Source organism: Rickettsiella endosymbiont of Xylota segnis (assembly GCF_964019545.1).
GTDB lineage: Bacteria > Pseudomonadota > Gammaproteobacteria > Diplorickettsiales > Diplorickettsiaceae > Aquirickettsiella.
The window spans coordinates 1,384,767-1,402,827 of record NZ_OZ026451.1; the positions used below are offsets into that span (position 1 = coordinate 1,384,767).

At 35.7% G+C, this 18,061-nt stretch carries 19 protein-coding genes; 11 read left to right on the forward strand and 8 right to left on the reverse strand.

All coding sequences use genetic code 11. From position 1 onward, the window contains the following. Nucleotides 1–19: 19 nt before the first annotated feature. The 3 genes from rluD to AACL18_RS06260 all read left to right on the forward strand — a co-directional run bounded on the left by rluD (nucleotide 20) and on the right by AACL18_RS06260 (nucleotide 2,590). Entirely contained in the window at nucleotides 20–991 is a 972-nt protein-coding gene (gene rluD / locus AACL18_RS06250) for a 23S rRNA pseudouridine(1911/1915/1917) synthase RluD (RefSeq protein ID WP_339050022.1), read from the forward strand. Next, a complete protein-coding gene (gene pgeF, locus AACL18_RS06255) occupies nucleotides 984–1,721 on the forward strand; it encodes a peptidoglycan editing factor PgeF (protein ID WP_339050024.1) in 738 nt (245 codons plus the stop codon). Before rluD ends, pgeF begins: the two co-directional genes overlap by 8 nt. Nucleotides 1,722–1,957: 236 nt before the next feature. Continuing rightward, nucleotides 1,958–2,590: a hypothetical protein gene (locus tag AACL18_RS06260; RefSeq protein WP_339050025.1), complete on the forward strand. Its 633-nt coding sequence runs from the start codon at nucleotides 1,958–1,960 to the stop codon at nucleotides 2,588–2,590. Between the two features lie 16 nt (nucleotides 2,591–2,606). Here the strand turns inward: AACL18_RS06260 and AACL18_RS06265 are convergent, their stop codons facing one another. The 3 genes from AACL18_RS06265 to ccsA all read right to left on the reverse strand — a co-directional run bounded on the left by AACL18_RS06265 (nucleotide 2,607) and on the right by ccsA (nucleotide 4,702). Continuing rightward, nucleotides 2,607–2,804: a hypothetical protein gene (locus AACL18_RS06265; protein ID WP_339050026.1), complete on the reverse strand. Its 198-nt coding sequence runs from the start codon at nucleotides 2,802–2,804 to the stop codon at nucleotides 2,607–2,609. A 166-nt stretch (nucleotides 2,805–2,970) separates the two neighbouring features. Further along, nucleotides 2,971–4,245 carry an HlyC/CorC family transporter gene (locus AACL18_RS06270; protein ID WP_339050027.1) on the reverse strand — a complete coding sequence of 425 codons (1,275 nt, stop codon included), beginning with the start codon at nucleotides 4,243–4,245 and terminating at the stop codon, nucleotides 2,971–2,973. A gap of 19 nt (nucleotides 4,246–4,264) precedes the next feature. Next, entirely contained in the window at nucleotides 4,265–4,702 is a 438-nt protein-coding gene (gene ccsA, locus AACL18_RS06275) for a cytochrome c biogenesis protein CcsA (RefSeq protein ID WP_339050028.1), read from the reverse strand. A gap of 146 nt (nucleotides 4,703–4,848) precedes the next feature. Here ccsA and ffh point away from each other — a divergent pair, with 146 nt between their 5' ends. The 6 genes from ffh (at nucleotide 4,849) to AACL18_RS06305 (ending at nucleotide 8,951) form a co-directional block, all read left to right on the forward strand. Further along, complete coding sequence (gene ffh / locus AACL18_RS06280; protein ID WP_339050029.1) at nucleotides 4,849–6,204, forward strand: signal recognition particle protein; 1,356 nt, start codon at nucleotides 4,849–4,851, stop codon at nucleotides 6,202–6,204. Between the two features lie 135 nt (nucleotides 6,205–6,339). After that, nucleotides 6,340–6,588 carry a 30S ribosomal protein S16 gene (gene rpsP, locus AACL18_RS06285; protein WP_339050030.1) on the forward strand — a complete coding sequence of 83 codons (249 nt, stop codon included), beginning with the start codon at nucleotides 6,340–6,342 and terminating at the stop codon, nucleotides 6,586–6,588. 129 nt (nucleotides 6,589–6,717) lie between these two features. Continuing rightward, nucleotides 6,718–7,233: a ribosome maturation factor RimM gene (gene rimM / locus AACL18_RS06290; RefSeq protein ID WP_339050031.1), complete on the forward strand. Its 516-nt coding sequence runs from the start codon at nucleotides 6,718–6,720 to the stop codon at nucleotides 7,231–7,233. Then, nucleotides 7,227–7,979, forward strand: a complete 753-nt coding sequence (gene trmD / locus AACL18_RS06295) for a tRNA (guanosine(37)-N1)-methyltransferase TrmD (RefSeq protein WP_422395904.1) — start codon at nucleotides 7,227–7,229, stop codon at nucleotides 7,977–7,979. The genes rimM and trmD overlap by 7 nt, the downstream gene beginning before the upstream one ends. 15 nt (nucleotides 7,980–7,994) lie before the next feature. Beyond that, nucleotides 7,995–8,408, forward strand: coding sequence for a 50S ribosomal protein L19 (gene rplS, locus AACL18_RS06300; protein WP_339050034.1), 414 nt, complete (start codon nucleotides 7,995–7,997; stop codon nucleotides 8,406–8,408). A gap of 81 nt (nucleotides 8,409–8,489) precedes the next feature. Continuing rightward, the gene (locus tag AACL18_RS06305; RefSeq protein ID WP_339050036.1) at nucleotides 8,490–8,951 is read left to right on the forward strand and encodes a methylated-DNA--[protein]-cysteine S-methyltransferase; all 462 of its coding nucleotides are present in this window, start codon (nucleotides 8,490–8,492) and stop codon (nucleotides 8,949–8,951) included. Nucleotides 8,952–9,427: 476 nt separating this feature from the next. Here the strand turns inward: AACL18_RS06305 and AACL18_RS06310 are convergent, their stop codons facing one another. Next, nucleotides 9,428–11,758 (reverse strand): DNA internalization-related competence protein ComEC/Rec2, encoded by a 2,331-nt coding sequence (locus AACL18_RS06310; RefSeq protein ID WP_339050037.1) that lies wholly within the window; start codon nucleotides 11,756–11,758, stop codon nucleotides 9,428–9,430. Nucleotides 11,759–11,950: 192 nt separating this feature from the next. On the opposite strand from AACL18_RS06310, the gene AACL18_RS06315 reads away from it, so the two are divergent. Beyond that, nucleotides 11,951–12,175, forward strand: coding sequence for a hypothetical protein (locus tag AACL18_RS06315; RefSeq protein WP_339050038.1), 225 nt, complete (start codon nucleotides 11,951–11,953; stop codon nucleotides 12,173–12,175). A 52-nt stretch (nucleotides 12,176–12,227) separates the two neighbouring features. On the opposite strand, the gene AACL18_RS06320 is transcribed toward AACL18_RS06315, so the two are convergent. After that, nucleotides 12,228–13,238, reverse strand: a complete 1,011-nt coding sequence (locus AACL18_RS06320) for an inorganic phosphate transporter (RefSeq protein ID WP_339050039.1) — start codon at nucleotides 13,236–13,238, stop codon at nucleotides 12,228–12,230. 371 nt (nucleotides 13,239–13,609) lie between these two features. Between AACL18_RS06320 and dapE the strand changes: the two genes are divergently transcribed. Next, nucleotides 13,610–14,746, forward strand: coding sequence for a succinyl-diaminopimelate desuccinylase (dapE, locus tag AACL18_RS06325; RefSeq protein WP_339050040.1), 1,137 nt, complete (start codon nucleotides 13,610–13,612; stop codon nucleotides 14,744–14,746). Between the two features lie 75 nt (nucleotides 14,747–14,821). Here the strand turns inward: dapE and AACL18_RS06330 are convergent, their stop codons facing one another. The 3 genes from AACL18_RS06330 to gltA form a co-directional block, all read right to left on the reverse strand. Then, on the reverse strand, nucleotides 14,822–15,499 hold the full coding sequence (locus AACL18_RS06330) for a murein L,D-transpeptidase catalytic domain family protein (RefSeq protein WP_339050041.1): 678 nt from the start codon (nucleotides 15,497–15,499) through the stop codon (nucleotides 14,822–14,824). A gap of 537 nt (nucleotides 15,500–16,036) precedes the next feature. Then, nucleotides 16,037–16,426: a hypothetical protein gene (locus tag AACL18_RS06335; RefSeq protein WP_339050043.1), complete on the reverse strand. Its 390-nt coding sequence runs from the start codon at nucleotides 16,424–16,426 to the stop codon at nucleotides 16,037–16,039. 332 nt (nucleotides 16,427–16,758) lie between these two features. Beyond that, entirely contained in the window at nucleotides 16,759–18,048 is a 1,290-nt protein-coding gene (gene gltA, locus AACL18_RS06340) for a citrate synthase (RefSeq protein WP_339051635.1), read from the reverse strand. Between the last annotated feature and the right edge of the window lie 13 nt (nucleotides 18,049–18,061).

Sequence of the window (18,061 nt, forward strand, 5' to 3'; positions counted from 1 at the left end):
AGCATTATAGCGATATTCTATGAAAAACACAGCTCAAGTAATAAATTGCCAAGCAATTGTCCCAGAACATTTAGCAGAAAAGCGTCTCGACCAAATTTTGAGTCAGTTATTTCCTGCTTATTCCCGTACGCGTTTGCAACAATGGATTCGTTGTCAACAAGTTTGGGTTGATGATGAACTCAAACGACCCCGGGATAAAATAAAAGCGGGGGCCAAAATTATTATTTTAGCTAGCTTAAGTGAAGAAGTTAGTTGGGAGGCAGAAGAACTTCCTCTTGATATTATTTATGAAGATGAAGCTTTACTTGTAGTTAATAAGCCTGCAGGATTAGTCGTCCATCCCGCCGTAGGAAATACGCATAAAACACTCGTAAATGCTCTTTTACATTATTTACCTGAACTCAAAAAACTTCCTCGGGCTGGAATCATACATCGTTTAGACAAAGACACATCAGGTCTCTTAATAATTCCTAAAATTTTAAACGCCTATAATAAATTGGTCAAACAACTACAAGCACGAACTATGAAACGTGAATATATAGCTGTTATTCAAGGCCTATTAATCGCTGGGGGAACTATCAATGCACCTATAGGTCGTCATCCGAGATTAAGAAAAAAAATGGCTGTCACTGAGTTGTTGAGTGGAAAACCAGCGATATCGCATTATCGAGTCATTGAACGTTTTAATCATCACACACTTATTAAAGTAAAACTAGAAACCGGACGCACTCATCAAATTCGCGTGCATATGGCTCATATCCATCACCCTTTGGTCGGCGATAAAACCTATACTGGCCGCTTTCATTTACCCAAAAAGGCCAGTGAGTTACTAATTAATTGCTTGCATCAGTTTCCTCGCCAAGCCTTGCATGCACAATGTTTAGGCATTATCCATCCTGTTACCTTACAACCTATGGAATGGCACAGCCCTTTACCTGAAGATATGCATCAATTAATTAACTGTTTACGAGAAGATAAACTGAATGCTTGATTTAATCATTCCTGATTGGCCAGCTCCACACTGGATCAAAGCTTACGCAACAACTCGAATAGGTGGATTTAGTCGTGCTCCCTACAATAGTTTAAATATCGCCGCGCATGTAGGTGATAATTTAGACGATGTATCGAAAAACCGTCAATTACTAAAGAAAAAATTACATCTAAAAAAACCTATTGTCTGGTTAGAACAAATACATGGAAACACTGCTATTTCAGCTGATCACCCCCTCGATAGTTTTGCAGCTGATGCTATTTATTCAAGAACAGAACAAACGATCTGTGCCGTACAAACTGCAGATTGCTTGCCATTATTAGTTTGCAGCTCCAGTAGTTATTATGTCGCCGCCATCCATGCCGGTTGGAAAGGTTTAAGCAATGGTATTATAGAAACTACTATTAATGCATTAGCCTTACCGGCCAGCGATATTTTAGTTTGGCTAGGTCCTGCTATCGGCCCTCAAGCTTTTATAGTCGGAGAAGAAGTTTTTCAATCTTTTGTAGACAAAGATCCGACGGCCGAAATAGCTTTTCAGCCTTTAGAAAACAAGCAATGGCAGGCAAATCTCTATAAATTGGCTGAACTACGTTTACGCAAGTTAGGAATAAGCTCCATCTATGGGGGGAATTACTGTACTTTTTCCGACAAGCTTCGTTTTTTCTCATATCGGAGAGACCGAATAACAGGGCGAATGCTAAGTCTTATTTGGATAAACCTACCTTAAAAAAGATTTCAATCTTAAGCATTTACTTTGCCTAAAATTTTTAAAATAGAATCGCAGCAACTGTTTTGAAAAGTACCGTAATTATGCAGTCTACATAGACTTAACATGCATGAGAATTACACGTCGAGCGGTCACACAGACAAAAATTCAAGGGCGAAGCGTATGGGCTTTTCATTGAATTAGATCCAAGCTCGCCTTATACTATTGAGCAATATAAAAATAATAATAATAAATTTATGCATCGATTTTTTTCAGCTTTACTATTATGTCTGTTAAGTAATCCATTATTTGCGGAACCTCCCTCAAAAGATTTATACACTGTGCCTGATAAAAGTTGGGGCATATTGTTTTACCATAGTTGGATGACTAATAGTAATATTGGCCTAGTACTAACCGCCCAAGGTGTTCATTTCAAATATGGAACGATGAACTCTATCGATTTGTCTTATCAATTAGACCCAGCTAACCCTTTACGGCGTTTTTTTCGGCCTTTGGTCAGTACTGTTGAAGTCGCTGGAAATATAACGCAGCGACGTGACCCAAACGGTCTCATCTATGAATTTGATCCCTACTTAAATTTTCGCTGGAAAACTTTCCCTTGGGATCATTATGTCACTACAACTTTCGCTATCGGCGATGGACTTTCCTATGCAACCAGCATTCCTCTACGAGAAGAGCATGATTCGTCCAATAATCATGCTAAAAGATTACTAAATTTTTTAGTTGTAGAAGCGACCTTTGCGGCTCCTAGCCACCCCAATTTACAATTCGTGGTCAGAGCACATCACCGTTGTGGCGCTTGGGGATTATTTGGCGCCGGCAACTTAAGCTCCAATGCCGTAGGTCTAGGAATACGTTATCTATTTTAATTCTACTCAAAAAACTCTATTTTGTAGGCGCCGGCGATTTCGATAAAGTATTTTCGATGGGCATATCAATATCATTTCTTTTTTGTGAATTAAAAAAAATAGAACTTTTTACTGAACAAGAAGACTCTTGTCTATCAGACAAAGTCTCATTATTTTCATCCTTGCAAATCTGCTGTTGTTTATTCTTATTCCGATAAAAATTTTTTCTAGGCAAATCTAGTAAATTCCTTACTAAAGGGGAATGAGTAAATGTCCTTATACAATTAATACTTCGAATCCGAATCATTGCATAGCCTTCTAATAAATTAATTTAAAAAATACTAACTAATTATATCAACTATTTATTTTTTTTCAAAAAAATAAATTTAATAAGAAATATTCTAAATTTTTTTAGTTAAAACAGAACGACTTGGAAAAATCTTAACGGTTTTAATCATATTATCTTTAATCAAGATAACTTCCATCGTTTTATTTTCAAACTGAAACACAGTGCCCACTTTTGGAATAACTTCAAGCGTCTCAATAATTAATCCACTTAAGGTTTTAGGACCCCGTAAAGGTAGATTTAAATTTAATTGACGATTTAAATCTCGTAATGCAATTCCTCCGTCTATCAAATAACTACCATCAGCTTGCAATATAACGGCACGACGCATTAACGCTGTATCAGTAGTAAATTCACCGACAATTTCTTCTAATATGTCTTCTAAAGTAATAAGTCCCTGAATCTCGCCATATTCATTGACGACTAAACCAATGCGATGTTTTTCACGACGAAAATTTAACAATTGACTATTTAATGCTGTTGCTTCAGGTATAAAATGAACCTCTTCCGCTGCGTCGATTAATACTTCTTTACTTAATTGTTGCTTACTTAAACTATTTAAAACTTTCCGAAAATGTAAAATTCCTATTATCTCATCAAGAGAATCTCGATAAATCGGTAACCGTGTATATTCACTCTTAATTAATTGTTTTAAAATTACATCCCAGGGCTGATTAATATCAATACCAATAATCTCCTGCCTTGGAATCATAATATCTTCTACGGTTACTTTATTGAGCTCTAATACCTTGAGTAGCATATTTTTATAACCAGTAGGCATATGTCCAGTCCCTTCACGTAATAAACTTACTAATTCTTCGCGGGACAATTGTTCAATAGTCAATTTTGGAATTTTTATCCCAAATAAACGTAAGGTAGAATTTGCTATTAAATTTGTTAGCCAAACAAAGGGGTATAAAATATGCAACAAAATAACTAGAGGCCAAACAGCAAACAACGCAATCGGTTGAGGATATAAAGTTGCTAAGGTTTTTGGCGCTACTTCACAAAAAATTAATACTACAAAAGTAAGTGCTAGGGTTGCCAAAAAAACACCCGATGCTGAAAAATATTGTAATGCAAGCAACGTAACTACAGCGGAAGCAAGAATATTAGCAAAAGTTCCGCATAAAAGAATAACTCCGAGCAAACGATCTGGTCTTTTTAATAAATCCTGTACACGTTTAGCGAGAAGGTTATGCTGTCTCACTAAATGACGTAATCGATATCTATTTATAGATAACATGGCAGCTTCTGCCAAGGAAAAAAAGACAGCAGCCAATAATAATAAAAATAATAAACCTACAAGAAATGCGAATGAATAATGCATGCGCTAAGGTCTCATCCTTTTAAAGATTAGGCATGAATAAAATCGTTCCTAAATAAACTATTCCAATTAAACTTGCGCCAATTAGCGTCCAGCTAATCGCAATTTTCCCCCGCCAACCAAAATAGTTTCTGCCGATTAATAGCATCAAAAGCACCCCCCAAGCGAGTAGTGATAAAAGTATTTTTTGCCACAAACGTTGCCCAAAAACTGGATGAAATAAAATCAAACTGCTTGCCAAAATTAATGTAAGTAAAACGATAGCGATAGAAATAAGCATAAATAGATACGTTTCCATCACTTCCAAAGGGGGGAAATATTGAATAAATCCTATAGCTTGTTTATTCTTGAGCATCCACTCTTGGCTGGCTAATAGCAATGCTTGGAGTGCGGCGCTGATTAAAACAATCAGTGCAAGCGTTGAGAGAAAAATATGAATAAAATCTGCATAGGACACCATGAGACTCGCTTACTCCTCAGCTAAGCTGATACAATAACAGAAATTTTTGGGTCATTCATCATGTCCTTTCTTATAAATCCGGCTTTTCTACTTCGTAGACTTAGTCTCATTAAAAATTACGATAAATTTAGGATTACTATAAAATCATGTTTGACAATTTAACAGCTCGTTTAAAACAATCTTTTAAAAATATTCGTGGCCAAGGTCGCTTAAGCGAACATAATATTAAGGAAAGTCTTCGTGAAGTAAAAAAAGCTTTAATTGAAGCGGATGTCGCCTATCCTGTTGTCAAAACAATTATCGAACAAGTGCGCCAAGGCGCCATTGGGCAAAAGGTCACAGAAAGCTTAGCGCCAGGTCAGGCCTTTATAAAAATTGTGAGTGATACCTTAATTAGTATCATGGGGAAAGATTTATCCGAATTAAATCTTTCTACACAAGCGCCAGCCATAATTATGGTAGCGGGCTTGCAAGGTTCAGGAAAAACAACAACGGTTGCAAAATTAGCCTATTGGTTAAAAGAACAAAAAAATAAATCTGTTCTAGTGACTAGTACGGACATTCATCGTCCTGCAGCTATTTTACAACTTGAAAACTTGGCCGAAAGTATAGGTGTGTTATTTCACACAAGTAACACCTCGCAAACACCTGCTTATATCGTTCAAACTGCTATCCAAGCTGCTCGAAATAAAGGTGTAGATGTCGTTATTATCGATACAGCCGGTCGCTTGCATATTGATACAGCGATGATGGATGAAGTACGTACTATCCATGCTGTTAGTAATCCCATCGAAAGCTTATTCGTACTTGATAGTATGATGGGTCAAGACGCAGTAAAAACAGCACAGGGGTTTAATGAAACTATCCCTCTTACTGGAATTATATTGAGCAAAATGGATGGTGATGCGCGTGGAGGAGCCGCTTTATCAGTAAAATTTACTTTAGGTAAACCAATTAAATTTATCGGTTCCGGCGAAAAAGTCACCGCACTTGAGCCTTTTTACCCAGATAGGATTGCTTCGCGCATACTTGGTATGGGCGATGTCCTTTCGTTAGTCGAAGAAGTACAGCGTCATACCGATCAAAAAGCCATGCAAAAACTCAATCAAAAATTGCAAAAAGGCAAAAAATTTGATCTGGAAGATTTTTTAAATCAACTTATACAAATGGATAACATGGGAGGAATGGAGCAGCTCTTAGGCAAGCTTCCCGATGGAAACAGTACTGCTTTACTCGCTAGTGCTAAAAATACACTTAATAAAAAACTAACTTCCCAGATGCAAGCAATCATCCGTTCTATGACAAAAAAAGAACGGCTTTTTCCAGATACTATCCAAGGATCCCGAAAACGCCGTATTGCCGGAGGTTCGGGGACGCAAATCCAGGATGTGAACCGACTCTTGAAACAGTTCAATCAAATGCAAAAAATGATGAAGCGTTTCTCTAAGCCTGGCTCCATGAATAAACTTCTACAAGGACTACAAAATCACCACCCTCGATAAAACCTCTAGAAACTCGAATGAAGCCCTTCCCAAATTAATAAAATTTGCGTAGAATCCGGGCTGGTTTCAATCTAAGCTATCTCATTCAATTGAGCGTTTAAATAGACAGTAAAAATAGAGAGGAAAATTTATTCCATGGTTACCATTCGCTTAGCACGAGGAGGTCGTACAGAACGCCCCTTCTATCACATTGTTGTAACAGATAGCCGAAAGCCGCGTGATGGACGCTATATTGAGCGCTTAGGTTTTTATAACCCTGTTGCCGCAGGAAAAGAAGTAAGCTTACAAATTGCAGAAGACCGAGTTAACTATTGGGTATCTCAAGGAGCTCAGCTGTCAGAACAAGTCCAAAGTCTGCTGAAAAAAAATAAAAAGGGAAACTAATAATCCTAAGAAAACTGATGACCAGGCGGAAGCTGCTTAATACATCCGCCTTTGCTGAAATTTATTAAGACCACCTCTCTGTATTAGATGCTAGATAAAGTACTGCTGTTATCAATCAAAGAGGTAAAGATGACAAAAAGAAAGGTCTTGGTAGGAACTATCGGAAAACCTTATGGTATCAAAGGCTGGGTTAAAATAAATTCCTATACAGAACCTTTCAGTAATATCCTCGATTATCAACCCTGGTATTTAGAAGCACCCAGTAAACCTTCTTCTCCTCCTATCCTAATTGAAATAATAGATAATTGCCTTCAGGGTCAACAGATATTAGCGCTACTCGCAAACTGTATAACGCCTGAATCAGCATGTCTTTATACAAATTATAAAATCTATGTAGATCGAGAAAAATTCTTTCCCTTAGCAGAGCAAGAGTACTATTGGACAGATTTAGAAGGCTTAAAAGTCTATACTTGTGAAAACGCTTATCTCGGCATAATCCAAGCTATCTTTGCTACGGGTGCTAACGATGTATTAGTGATAACTGATAAAAAAAGACATTTAGTTCCATTTTTATTAGATCAAACCATTAAGTCTATCGATTTAGAAAATAAAACTATGATTGTCGATTGGGACGCTGAATTTTGATGGATATCCAGATTATTAGCCTATTTCCTGAAATGTTTACTCCTTTAAATTTGAGTATACCTGGACGTGCACAAAAAAAAGGGCTATTAAAAATATCCTATTTAAATCCTCGGGATTTCGCGCAAGATAAGCATAATACTGTAGATGATCGTCCCTATGGAGGCGGGCCTGGAATGGTTATGAAGTTTGAGCCATTATTAGCTGCGATAAAGATGGCTAAACTACGTCAAGAGACTTTATATCCAGCCCCTTTAGTTAGTTATTTATCGCCCCAAGGAAAAAAATTTGATCAAATAGCTGCTCAAGTATTAAGCCAACGTACAGGGCTTATCCTAATCGCAGGTCGTTATGAAGGCATCGATCAGCGTCTTATTAACCGTGAAGTCGACGAGGAATGGTCTCTAGGAGATTTTATTTTGAGTGGTGGCGAACTAGCGGCTATGTGTCTTATTGATAGCATAGTCCGTCTGTTACCAGGAGCATTAGGTCATCTGGAATCTGCGTCACAAGATTCATTTAGCTCGTCTCTACTAGATTACCCACATTATACACGCCCTGCAAAGCTAGATGGTCAAGATGTTCCGGATGTTCTGCTACAGGGAGACCACTCAGCCATTGCTCGTTGGCGTTTAAAACAATCTTTGGGACAAACCTGGCAACGTCGACCAGATTTATTAAAAAAGCATATACTTAGCGAACAAGAGCAGGTATTATTGGCCGAATTCATCCGTGAAAATAGCGAATAAAATTTGGAGTTAGCGATGAGTAATCTCATACAAACTATTGAAAAAGAACAAATGCAATCAAAAAAGGACATTCCCGACTTTCGTGCGGGAGATACAGTCACAGTCAAAATTAAAGTCAAAGAAGGTACACGCGAACGATTACAATCCTTTGAGGGTGTTGTTATTGCGCGACGAAATCGTGGATTTAACTCTGCCTTTACTGTAAGAAAGATCTCACATGGCGAAGGAGTGGAGCGAGTTTTTCCTCTTTATAGCCCTTTAACGGCTAGCATAGAAATTAAAAGACGTGGTGATGTTCGAAAAGCAAAACTATATCATTTACGCAACCTACGTGGTAAAGCGGCGCGTATTAAAGAAAAATTAGTAAATACCCTGCAAGCTTCTATTTCATCAAAAGAAGATGCTAGTAATAACGATCCTATAGAATAGATGTCAATCTTTACCAACAATATTTTTAATATTGTTGGTAATTCAAAGTTTTAGACTCCCTAAAAAGATAATATCGCTTTTATGTTTTATAAGGCTATCGTTCAAACTCCTATTGGGAAGCTAGGAATATCCACTTTGGGTCAATTACTAATCCGGCTTGATTTTTTAACCGATGATAGAGTATTAATTACCCCTAATGAAGAAATTATAAAAAACATCGTAAGTCAGCTTAATCAATACTTTCAATGCCCAAGCTTTGAGTTTAATATCCCCTACCAACTACAAGGGACTCCTTTTCAAACTAAGGTTTGGCAAGCATTAAGTAATTTGCCTATACAAACTACTGTTAGTTACGGTGCTCTCGCCAATAAATTAAAAACAGGTGCGCGAGCTGTAGGTAATGCTTGTCGAGCAAACCCTCTTCCAATATTAATCCCATGTCATCGTGTTATAGCTCAAGGAAATTTAGGTGGCTATAAAGGAAAAGAAATATCTATTAAAAAATGGTTATTAAATCATGAATTTTATTCCAGTACATTTTAAGCTGATAGAATTCGAAAAAAATATTTTTCACTTTAATAATCAAATGAAAATTTGTTTATTTATTAATTTTTTTCAAGCTTGCTCAAATTCCTTTCTCAGCTCCTGTAAGTCTTTACTCAAAAGTGTGTAAGTTAAGACTGAAGCCGTCAAACGCCCATTGTAATAAATTATAACTTTGTTAATCTAAGTAGTGTGTGTTGTTAATGATCTAATCAAGGACTTAATTTCCAGAAATAATCTAAAGAATAGGTTACTGACATGGAAATTAATTAGCAAATCCTTATGTTATGTGGAATAGATAAGGATGTCTACACTACAAGGATGTAGTGTTAGCAAGGATGCTACAAGGACGTTACTAACACAGATATACCCCCTTGGGCCGTTTTACGGCCCTTTTTAATTTATTGCATGAATTTTTGTCAGAGTCACGTCAATTCATAACAATAAATATTTAAAATCTTTTATCTTTCAATGTATTAATCTTGCCAAAAATGATGATTTCTTTCATAGTAAGTCTCTGCTTGTATATTATAAGAACGAGCATTTAATTTTAATGTAATAGTTCCTTCGGTCGCTGTATTATAGATTTTAGAACCTAAACGTTGATAACGATTTAATACAATTTTATGCGGGAATTTAAATCGATTATGAAAGCCCGTTGGGAACAAAGCATAGGCTGGTTGTACATAGTTTAAAAATTCTATGCTTGAAGAAGTTTTACTACCATGATGGGGAACGATTAATACTGTGCTTTGTAAAGATTTTTGCTTTGTATGAACAAGATAGTTTTCTGCAGCTTTTTCTATATCACCAACTAATAAAATACTTTGTAATTGGTTACTAATTTTTAGCACGCATGAACTATTATTACCTAGATAGTCAAGATTAAAGGGTGGGTATAAAATCTCGAAATTAACTCCATCCCATTGCCAGCGCATTTTTTCTTCGCACAAATTTACGATTCTTGGTAAAAATTTTTTAGGAATACTACTCAGTATTTTATCTACTTGTATTTGTTTTAAAATAATCGTCGCTCCACCACTATGATCATTATCACCGTGACTAATAACCATCAGATTCACTTTATGAACACCGATTGTTTGTAAAAAAGGAAGTAAAACCAATTTTCCTGCATCAAAGGATGGGCTTAAGCGAGGACCTGTATCATAAATCAGGACATGATGTTGAGTACGAACTACACTAGCTAAACCTTGACCCACATCGAGAAGATGAAGCCAAATATCACCATATTGTGGCCCCTGACTTTCTCCAAAAAATAAAGGTAAGAGCCAAATGAAACCTAAGCAACGAGTTGGTGTTCCCCTAGGCGCCAAAATTAATAATATGCCAATTATACTTGAAGCTAAAATCCAGCGGTTTGATAAATATGCATAATATTGAGTAAAAGGCATTTCTGAAAAAAAATGGAGTAAACTCCAAAGCATCTCCAGTAATTTTTCTACGAAAATTAAGATATTGTTTCCCAGAACAGAGCTTACTAAACTAAGTAAGCTACCTAATAAACTAAGCGGTAAAATTAAAAAGCCAATAGATGGAATGGCTATTAAGTTAGCAATAAAACTAATCCAAGAAATTTGCTGAAAAAATAATAAAGATAAAGGAATCAGCCCTAAACACAAAGTTAATTGTATTCGGCACCAAAATCGCCAATTTTTTAATGGCTTCATGCGATTTGAGACAGCATAAAAAATTAATATAACTGCTGTGAAGGATAACCAAAAACTTGCTGAAAGTACTGAAAAAGGTTCTATTATTAAAATAATTAATAATGTTAAATGAAATGAATGCCAACTACTAAGATAGCGCCGTTTGATTATAGCCAATGAAAATATAGATAACATCAGTAAAGCACGCTGGGTCGGAATAGCGAACCCCGCTAGAGCACTATAGAAAATGGTTAATAATAATGTAAATGCGCCAGCAATTTTCGGCGCTGGAATATACAAAGTGACAACGGGTATACGACAAAAAGTAAAACGAACTATCCAATAAATAATTCCTGCAATGAAAGCGAGATGTAAACCTGCAATAGCAAATAAATGATTAGTCCCAGTACCACGCATTACTCGCCATTGTTCATCAGTAATTTCACAACGCATTCCTGTCGTTAGTGCACTTATAAGTCCTATTAAAGGGTAAGCTTGTAACGCTTTTTTTACATTTGTAGTAATCTTTTGACGTAGAGTATCGATAAAATAATATACATTTGTTCGCTGAATTAGGTGTAAAGGTAATTTTTCTAATAGATAACCTGTAGCACAAATGTTTTGTTGGAACAACTCGGCTTGATAATCAAAGCTACCAGGATTCCAAAAAGCACGAGGACGACGTAGGCGCAAAGCGAATTGCCAAATATCTCCTTTTTTAAAATTAGTTAATACATTTAAATTTTTGTAAAAATACCCTTTAATTCGTACAGGTATGGGATACCGTAAAAATACTGAGGTCTCTAGCTTTTGGATAAGAAAGTCAAAGCGTACGACATTCAAATGATTTTCTGGAATAGTTATTATCCGTCCCTTTGCAATGAGGGTCTTACCTTCTAATATTTTTGGCAATTGTAAGGCAAGTTGTTGATGCGCAATTATTAACGACCAAGAAAAACCTAAACAACAAGCAACAAAAAATGAAATCCAATTTGCAAAAAATAGTCGTTTAAAAAAGGCGAAAGTAATTAAAATTATACTAAATAATATTAGTAAATAGGCTAGTTTTACCGTAGGTAAGTGCGAGAAATGTGTGATCCATACCACACCGATTAAAAACCCTAACGTCCAGCGGGCCATATTTTTTTATTTAGCGATAACTTGTCTTATTGTATATTTTTTTTAAATTTATTTAAAAACACCTTTATAGTAATAAAAAATAATATTTAATATTATTTTTTATTTAAACCATTATCTTGTATACTTAATAAATATATCTAAAATTAAATATAAATTAAAAGCAAACTAAATTAGTTTAACAAGGAGTGTCGTATGCAAAAATCAACTGATCTGAATAAAAGAGCCTCTGATAAATCTAGTTCTGAAAATACTATTCCAAAATTACCTACAGAAACTTCCTCTAATTCTTCTGAAAAAACAAACTCTAATGAAAAAAAGGGATTTTTTAATTTTTTTCAAAAATTAGGATGCTCAAATACTAATCTGGCAGATGATAAAAGTGAAGTTTTCAAAGTACCTAAATTTGAACCTAAATAATATAAGACTATCTAAAATAAAAATAAAAATATTTTTTATTTATAATTTGCATTTAATGTAAAACAATTTTTAACGGTACAGCTAAAACCATAACAAAGCTGGCAACTAATCCTGCTGCTGGGATAGTTAATATCCATGCCCACATAATTCGTCGAATAGTGGGCCAATGGGTATTGAGCCAACCATTTGTTGAGCCTACTCCAAGAATCGCTCCTGTCACTGTATGCGTAGTAGAAACAGGAATACCCAAATCGGTAGCTGCAAATAACGTGAATGCAGCACCTGTCGCTGCGCATCCGCCACTTAAAGGAGTTAATTGGGTTATTTTATTTCCTAAGGTATGCACAATACGCCAACCTCCGATAAGTGTTCCCAATCCCATTACGAAATTACAAGAAATAATTACCCAAAATGGAACATAAAAATGCCCATTCAAAAGACCTGTAGAAAATAATAATACAGCGATAATACCCATTGTTTTTTGGGCATCATTACCACCATGGCCTAAACTTAATAAGGCTCCTGCAACAAATTGAGCGCGTTTAGCCCAACATTGAGTCTTATCGGGATTTATATCTTTTAAAAAAAAATGTGCTAATTTTATCAACAACCAACTAATTGATAACCCCAACAAGGGTGACAAGACTATTGCTATCAATACAGGTAGCAATCCATGCCAATTTAAAACATGCCAGCCTCCTGCCACTAAAGCTGCGCCGACCAGCCCTCCTATTAATCCATGAGAAGAACTTGATGGTAAACCAAAATACCAGGTTAAAAGATTCCAAATAATTGCGCCGATTAGAGCCGCAAAAAGCACATAGGGGGTAATGATATTAGGTTCGATAAGACCTGAGCCTATAGTGGTCGCAACACTTAGATGAAAAAATAAGAAAGCAATAAAATTAAAAAATGCCGCCCATAATACCGCTGTTAAAGGTTTTAGAACCTTTGTTGCAACCATAATAGCGATAGAGTTTGCCGCATCGTGAAAACCATTAATAAAGTCGAAGATAAATGCTAAGACAATAACGAAATAAATAAATACTAAAGTGCTCGTCATAAAGCATTCTTTCCATCACCAAAACTTGGTGTCAAGTATACACGACGTTGGTAGGGTTGGCACTCTGGCGACGTGAAGCCAATTTTATAAAAAATGGATATTGAATTATATTTCATATGGGAATTTATAATTAGTGAAAAAACTTATTGTGTTTATGCTCTTCGCACTTGAATTTTTGTCTATGTCCCTCAATTCGCAATCCTCATGTATTTTGAATACATTCCGATAGCTTCATTCTCACAGCACCTTGCCAAAAATTCAATTGCTATGAGTATACTTCAGTTATTTTTAATTCTTAAAATTCTATAGTTCATTCTTTAAATTCCATCTCTTATTTCCTATAGTAACCCTTTAATGTAAAATTATATCTTATGTTATCGCTTATTGAATTAATTCAACAACTTGTTGCTCGACCTTCAGTGACTCCAGAAGATGAAGGTTGTCAAAATGTTTTATGTCAGCACTTAAAGCGCCTGGGTTTTGCGATTGAACACTTACCATTTGCGGATGTCAATAATTTTTGGGCCAAACGTGGAAAAGAATCACCTTTATTTGTTTTTGTTGGGCACACTGATGTCGTTCCCACTGGCCCATTAAATATGTGGGATAGCCCTCCTTTTGTGCCTACCATTCGCAATGGACAACTTTTTGGTCGTGGCAGCGCTGATATGAAAGGAAGTCTCGCTGCAATGCTAGTGGCTTGTGAAAAATTTATTGATGAACATCCTAATCATAGTGGTTCTATAGCATGGTTAATTACTAGTGATGAAGAAGGCCCTAGCATCAATGGCACTGCAAAAGTAGTTGAAGTACTTAAAAACAGATACGAAAAAATAGATTACTGTTTAGTTGGAGAACCTACCTGCGAAGAAAAATTAGGAGATACTTTAAAAGTAGGTCGCCGTGGATCTTTATCAGCCCATTTGATGGTTAAAGGTAAACAAGGCCATATTGCTTACCCTCAATTAGCTGAAAACCCTATCCATCGCTTTAACCCAAGTCTAGCCGAATTATTGGGTATCAACTGGGATGAAGGAGTAGCCTATCCTAACTTTCAACCCACTAGCTTACAAGTTTCTAATATTCATAGCGGTACTGGCGCTGGAAATGTTATTCCAGATAACATAGAGGTTAAGTTTAATTTTCGTTATTCCCCAGCAACCACCGCAAAAAAATTAGAAGATACAGTAGAAAATATTTTAAAAAAACATCATCTAAAATATCAAATCACTTGGCAACGTGGAGGACTTCCTTTTCTAAGTTCTTCAGGGCAGTTACGTTTAGCCTGTCTTGATGTTATAGAAAAACTTACAGGGATTACACCTATAATTTCTACAACAGGGGGCACCTCTGATGCTCGTTTTATTGCGCCCTTAGGAGCAGAGATTGTTGAGTTTGGTCCATGCAATCGTACTATTCATCAAATTAATGAATGCGTCTCTATTGATGATCTTGAACAATTAGCTTTAATTTATAAAGAAATTTTGAAGAAAACTTTGTGTGTTTAAAGATAAATCAGTAAAACACGGACAAAAAAAAGCAGCCTTTAAGGGCTGCTTGCGGTTAATCGTTAGTGTTCTCTATTATGAAAGAAACTGCGATTTTGATAACCATGATGGATCAGGGTAGTAAGCAAATACTAGCGTTCCGTTCTTAATCGAATGGATTAATGAATCGGCAACTGCTGGACTGACTGCAAAACAACCCCAACTTCGTCCCAGACGACCATGTTGCTGCGCAAATTGCGCTGTCGCATAATCCGCTCTATGGACTACGATATCACGAGCTTCCGCCCTATCGTTAAATCCTTTTTCTAGACCTTTTAACTTTAATGAATAGCCGTGTTTACCCTGATAAGTTGATTCGGTTAAAAACACACCTAAACTTGATTCTAAACTTCCTGGTCTATCTGAGAAGGAAGTTGCATAGTTGCCACCACTGTTCTGTCCATGGGCAACGTACTCATTAAAAAGCATAGAGTTGTTGTTAAGGTCTAATACCCACAATCTTCGCGCTGTTGATGGCTTAGTATAATCAATAATCGTTAGAATATGCTGATTGTCTAAACCTTCCTGTCTGGCTTTATTATAAGCCTCTAAACCTAATTGTAATACTTTAGGATTAAGACCTGGAGCCCGCCCACTGAGTTGCTGCAACTCAGCTTGCACGTTAGCATCCTGGCTTACTGGACTAGCATTAACGGTCATCACGAAGAGACCACTGGCTAGCAGTAATAAACTTGTTATTTTCTTTAATATCACTATATAACCCCCCCTCTGCTTCTTTAGCAGAAGAAAACCACTATAGCATAATTCGTACAATTTTTGAACGTATTTACCCAGTTTTATCAGATAAAAGGCTTACATTTATATTATATGTAAGCCTAAGGGAAAATAGGGCTTTAGATTAAAAACCCTTATTAAGTAAACCTCACTCTAGCGTTTCATGGGTAAAAAGTGTTAGGCGAGAAATTTTCACTAAATAGTCCTTTTATGCTCAAATTCGCAGATTAAAGGATTATTCTATTTTTATCATTATTCTATATAGAACAAAGTTCTAGCTCTAAATAAAAAGAAGAAATTTGGTAAAAATGTAGAATAATCCTATCCTAGAAAAATAAGCTATTTCAATTCGCGAGACCCTTCCTTGTTAAATATTCTTAAAAAATCTTCTTTTATGATAGCTCAAACCAAAAATCTTTCTATGAAGATTTTAAAAAAAGCTTAGCTTAAATTTTTAAGCTGTATTGTTATAATCAAATATTAGATTAACTTTTCTCTTTGGTTTCGCGATAGAAATTATTTCATTTTTCGTGGTCTGCCTCGCTTACGTATGGTACCTGTTTTAGCTATATTGAGCTGAGAGGTCCTTCCTCGACCCTTTGTCGTTAATATTCTTTTCATTCTTTTTCGATTTCCTTTAGCCTTTGCAACTGCTAAAGCCTTGAAATTAGCTTCCATTTTTTTATGTTCAATTTTTACAACTTTTTCAAGTGCTTTTTGATAAGCTTCTTGCTCTGCAATTTTTAGCTTTTCTTTGAAATTGGCTTTCAGCATAGCAATCTTGGCACGTAAGGCTTTTTGTGTCATACGAGCGTTTATAGCAGCTTTACTTCGTTGCATTTTTTTAGCAGCACTTAAGGGTGGTCTACCTCGTTTAGTTTTTGTTTGTGTTTTAACATTCGTCATATGTATTCCTTAGAGTTAAAATAATATCAATCAATATACTTTTCGCACTTGTATTTTTTGTCTGACCGCTCAACTCGCAACCCTCATGATTATTATATAAAGATTGCTGTATGGACGCGGCACTTGACAAAAATCCCATTACTATGAGTATACCTTCTTAAAATTAAGGTGATATTAAATAATATTTTCTTTAATTAAGAAGTATAAACCTAAATAGACATTCTATTATATAATATTTTATCATCATTAAAAAATTCAGCTTTTTTATTAACATTTTTTTAATTGCCAAATTTCTAATTTATATAAATAGATAATTATTTATGGGGGTTTCATTATCTTTTTTCAATAGCTATATAATTTCTTTGCGTACTTCCAATATACAATTGTCTAGGTCTTGCAATGCGAAGTTTTGGGTCAGCCATCATTTCTTCCCATTGTGAAATCCAACCTACCGTGCGAGCTAATGCAAAAATTACTGTAAACATATTGGTAGGAATTCCTAAAGCACTTAAAGTAATACCCGAATAAAAATCTACATTAGGATATAATTTTCTTTCAACGAAATAAGGATCTTCTAAAGCAATTTTCTCTAAAGCTAATGCAAGTTTAAATAAAGGCACTTCTTTTTGCCCAGTTTCTTCCAATACATCATGACATGTTTTTTTCATCACTGATGCGCGCGGGTCGTAATTTTTATACACACGATGTCCAAAACCCATTAATCGAAAGGGATCATTGGGATCTTTTGCCTTTTCGATGTAATGGTTAATACGAGAAATATCTCCTATTTCAAGCAACATATTTAAGCATGCTTCGTTGGCACCACCATGAGCGGGTCCCCATAAAGCGGCTATCCCTGCAGAAATGCAGGCATAGGGATTAGCACCTGTAGAGCCAGCCATTCTAACGGTCGATGTAGAAGCATTTTGCTCATGATCAGCATGTAAAATAAAAATTTTGTCTAAAGCCTTTGCCAACACTGGGTTAGGTGGATTCTCTTCAGTTGGAACCCCAAACATCATATGCATAAAATTTTCGGCATAATTTAAATGATTCAGAGGATACATAAAAGGCAATCCTGTCGCATACTTGTAAGACATAGCAGCAAGAGTTGGCATTTTAGCAATTAATCTTAATGCGGCTAATTTGCGATGTTCTTTATTATGAATATCCAACAAATCATGATAAAAAGCGGATAATGCTCCAACTACACCCAACATAATTGCCATGGGATGAGCATCTCTACGAAATCCATGAAAAAAATGACGTAGCTGCTCATGTACCATGGTATGTTGATTAATTTCTTCATTAAAATTCTTTTTTTGAGTTTGATTAGGTAACTCACCATGAAGCAATAAATAAGCAACTTCTATAAAATCTGATTTTTCTGCAAGTTGATCAATCGAATAACCGCGATAAAGTAAAATACCTTTATCACCATCAATAAAAGTTATTTTAGAAGAACAGGAAGCAGTAGATAGAAATCCTGGATCATAAGTAAATCGATTAACTTTTGCCAATTGAGTCACATCTATAACATCAGGTCCTAAAGTTGCTTTGCAAATCGGCAAATTAACAGGCGCTAAGTCATTAACAGTTAAAGTTGCCGTGGAAGAAGACAAATCTTTAGCAGTT

Bases quoted from the DNA above. Each gene is read 5' to 3' on its own strand.
- rluD (WP_339050022.1), top strand. From the start codon at position 20: ATGAAAAACACAGCTCAAGTAATAAATTGCCAAGCAATTGTCCCAGAA.
- pgeF (WP_339050024.1), top strand. From the start codon at position 984: ATGCTTGATTTAATCATTCCTGATTGGCCAGCTCCACACTGGATCAAA.
- AACL18_RS06260 (WP_339050025.1), top strand. From the start codon at position 1,958: ATGCATCGATTTTTTTCAGCTTTACTATTATGTCTGTTAAGTAATCCA.
- AACL18_RS06270 (WP_339050027.1), bottom strand. From the start codon at position 4,245: ATGCATTATTCATTCGCATTTCTTGTAGGTTTATTATTTTTATTATTA.
- ccsA (WP_339050028.1), bottom strand. From the start codon at position 4,702: ATGGTGTCCTATGCAGATTTTATTCATATTTTTCTCTCAACGCTTGCA.
- ffh (WP_339050029.1), top strand. From the start codon at position 4,849: ATGTTTGACAATTTAACAGCTCGTTTAAAACAATCTTTTAAAAATATT.
- rpsP (WP_339050030.1), top strand. From the start codon at position 6,340: ATGGTTACCATTCGCTTAGCACGAGGAGGTCGTACAGAACGCCCCTTC.
- rimM (WP_339050031.1), top strand. From the start codon at position 6,718: ATGACAAAAAGAAAGGTCTTGGTAGGAACTATCGGAAAACCTTATGGT.
- rplS (WP_339050034.1), top strand. From the start codon at position 7,995: ATGAGTAATCTCATACAAACTATTGAAAAAGAACAAATGCAATCAAAA.
- AACL18_RS06305 (WP_339050036.1), top strand. From the start codon at position 8,490: ATGTTTTATAAGGCTATCGTTCAAACTCCTATTGGGAAGCTAGGAATA.
- AACL18_RS06310 (WP_339050037.1), bottom strand. From the start codon at position 11,758: ATGGCCCGCTGGACGTTAGGGTTTTTAATCGGTGTGGTATGGATCACA.
- AACL18_RS06315 (WP_339050038.1), top strand. From the start codon at position 11,951: ATGCAAAAATCAACTGATCTGAATAAAAGAGCCTCTGATAAATCTAGT.
- AACL18_RS06320 (WP_339050039.1), bottom strand. From the start codon at position 13,238: ATGACGAGCACTTTAGTATTTATTTATTTCGTTATTGTCTTAGCATTT.
- dapE (WP_339050040.1), top strand. From the start codon at position 13,610: ATGTTATCGCTTATTGAATTAATTCAACAACTTGTTGCTCGACCTTCA.
- AACL18_RS06335 (WP_339050043.1), bottom strand. From the start codon at position 16,426: ATGACGAATGTTAAAACACAAACAAAAACTAAACGAGGTAGACCACCC.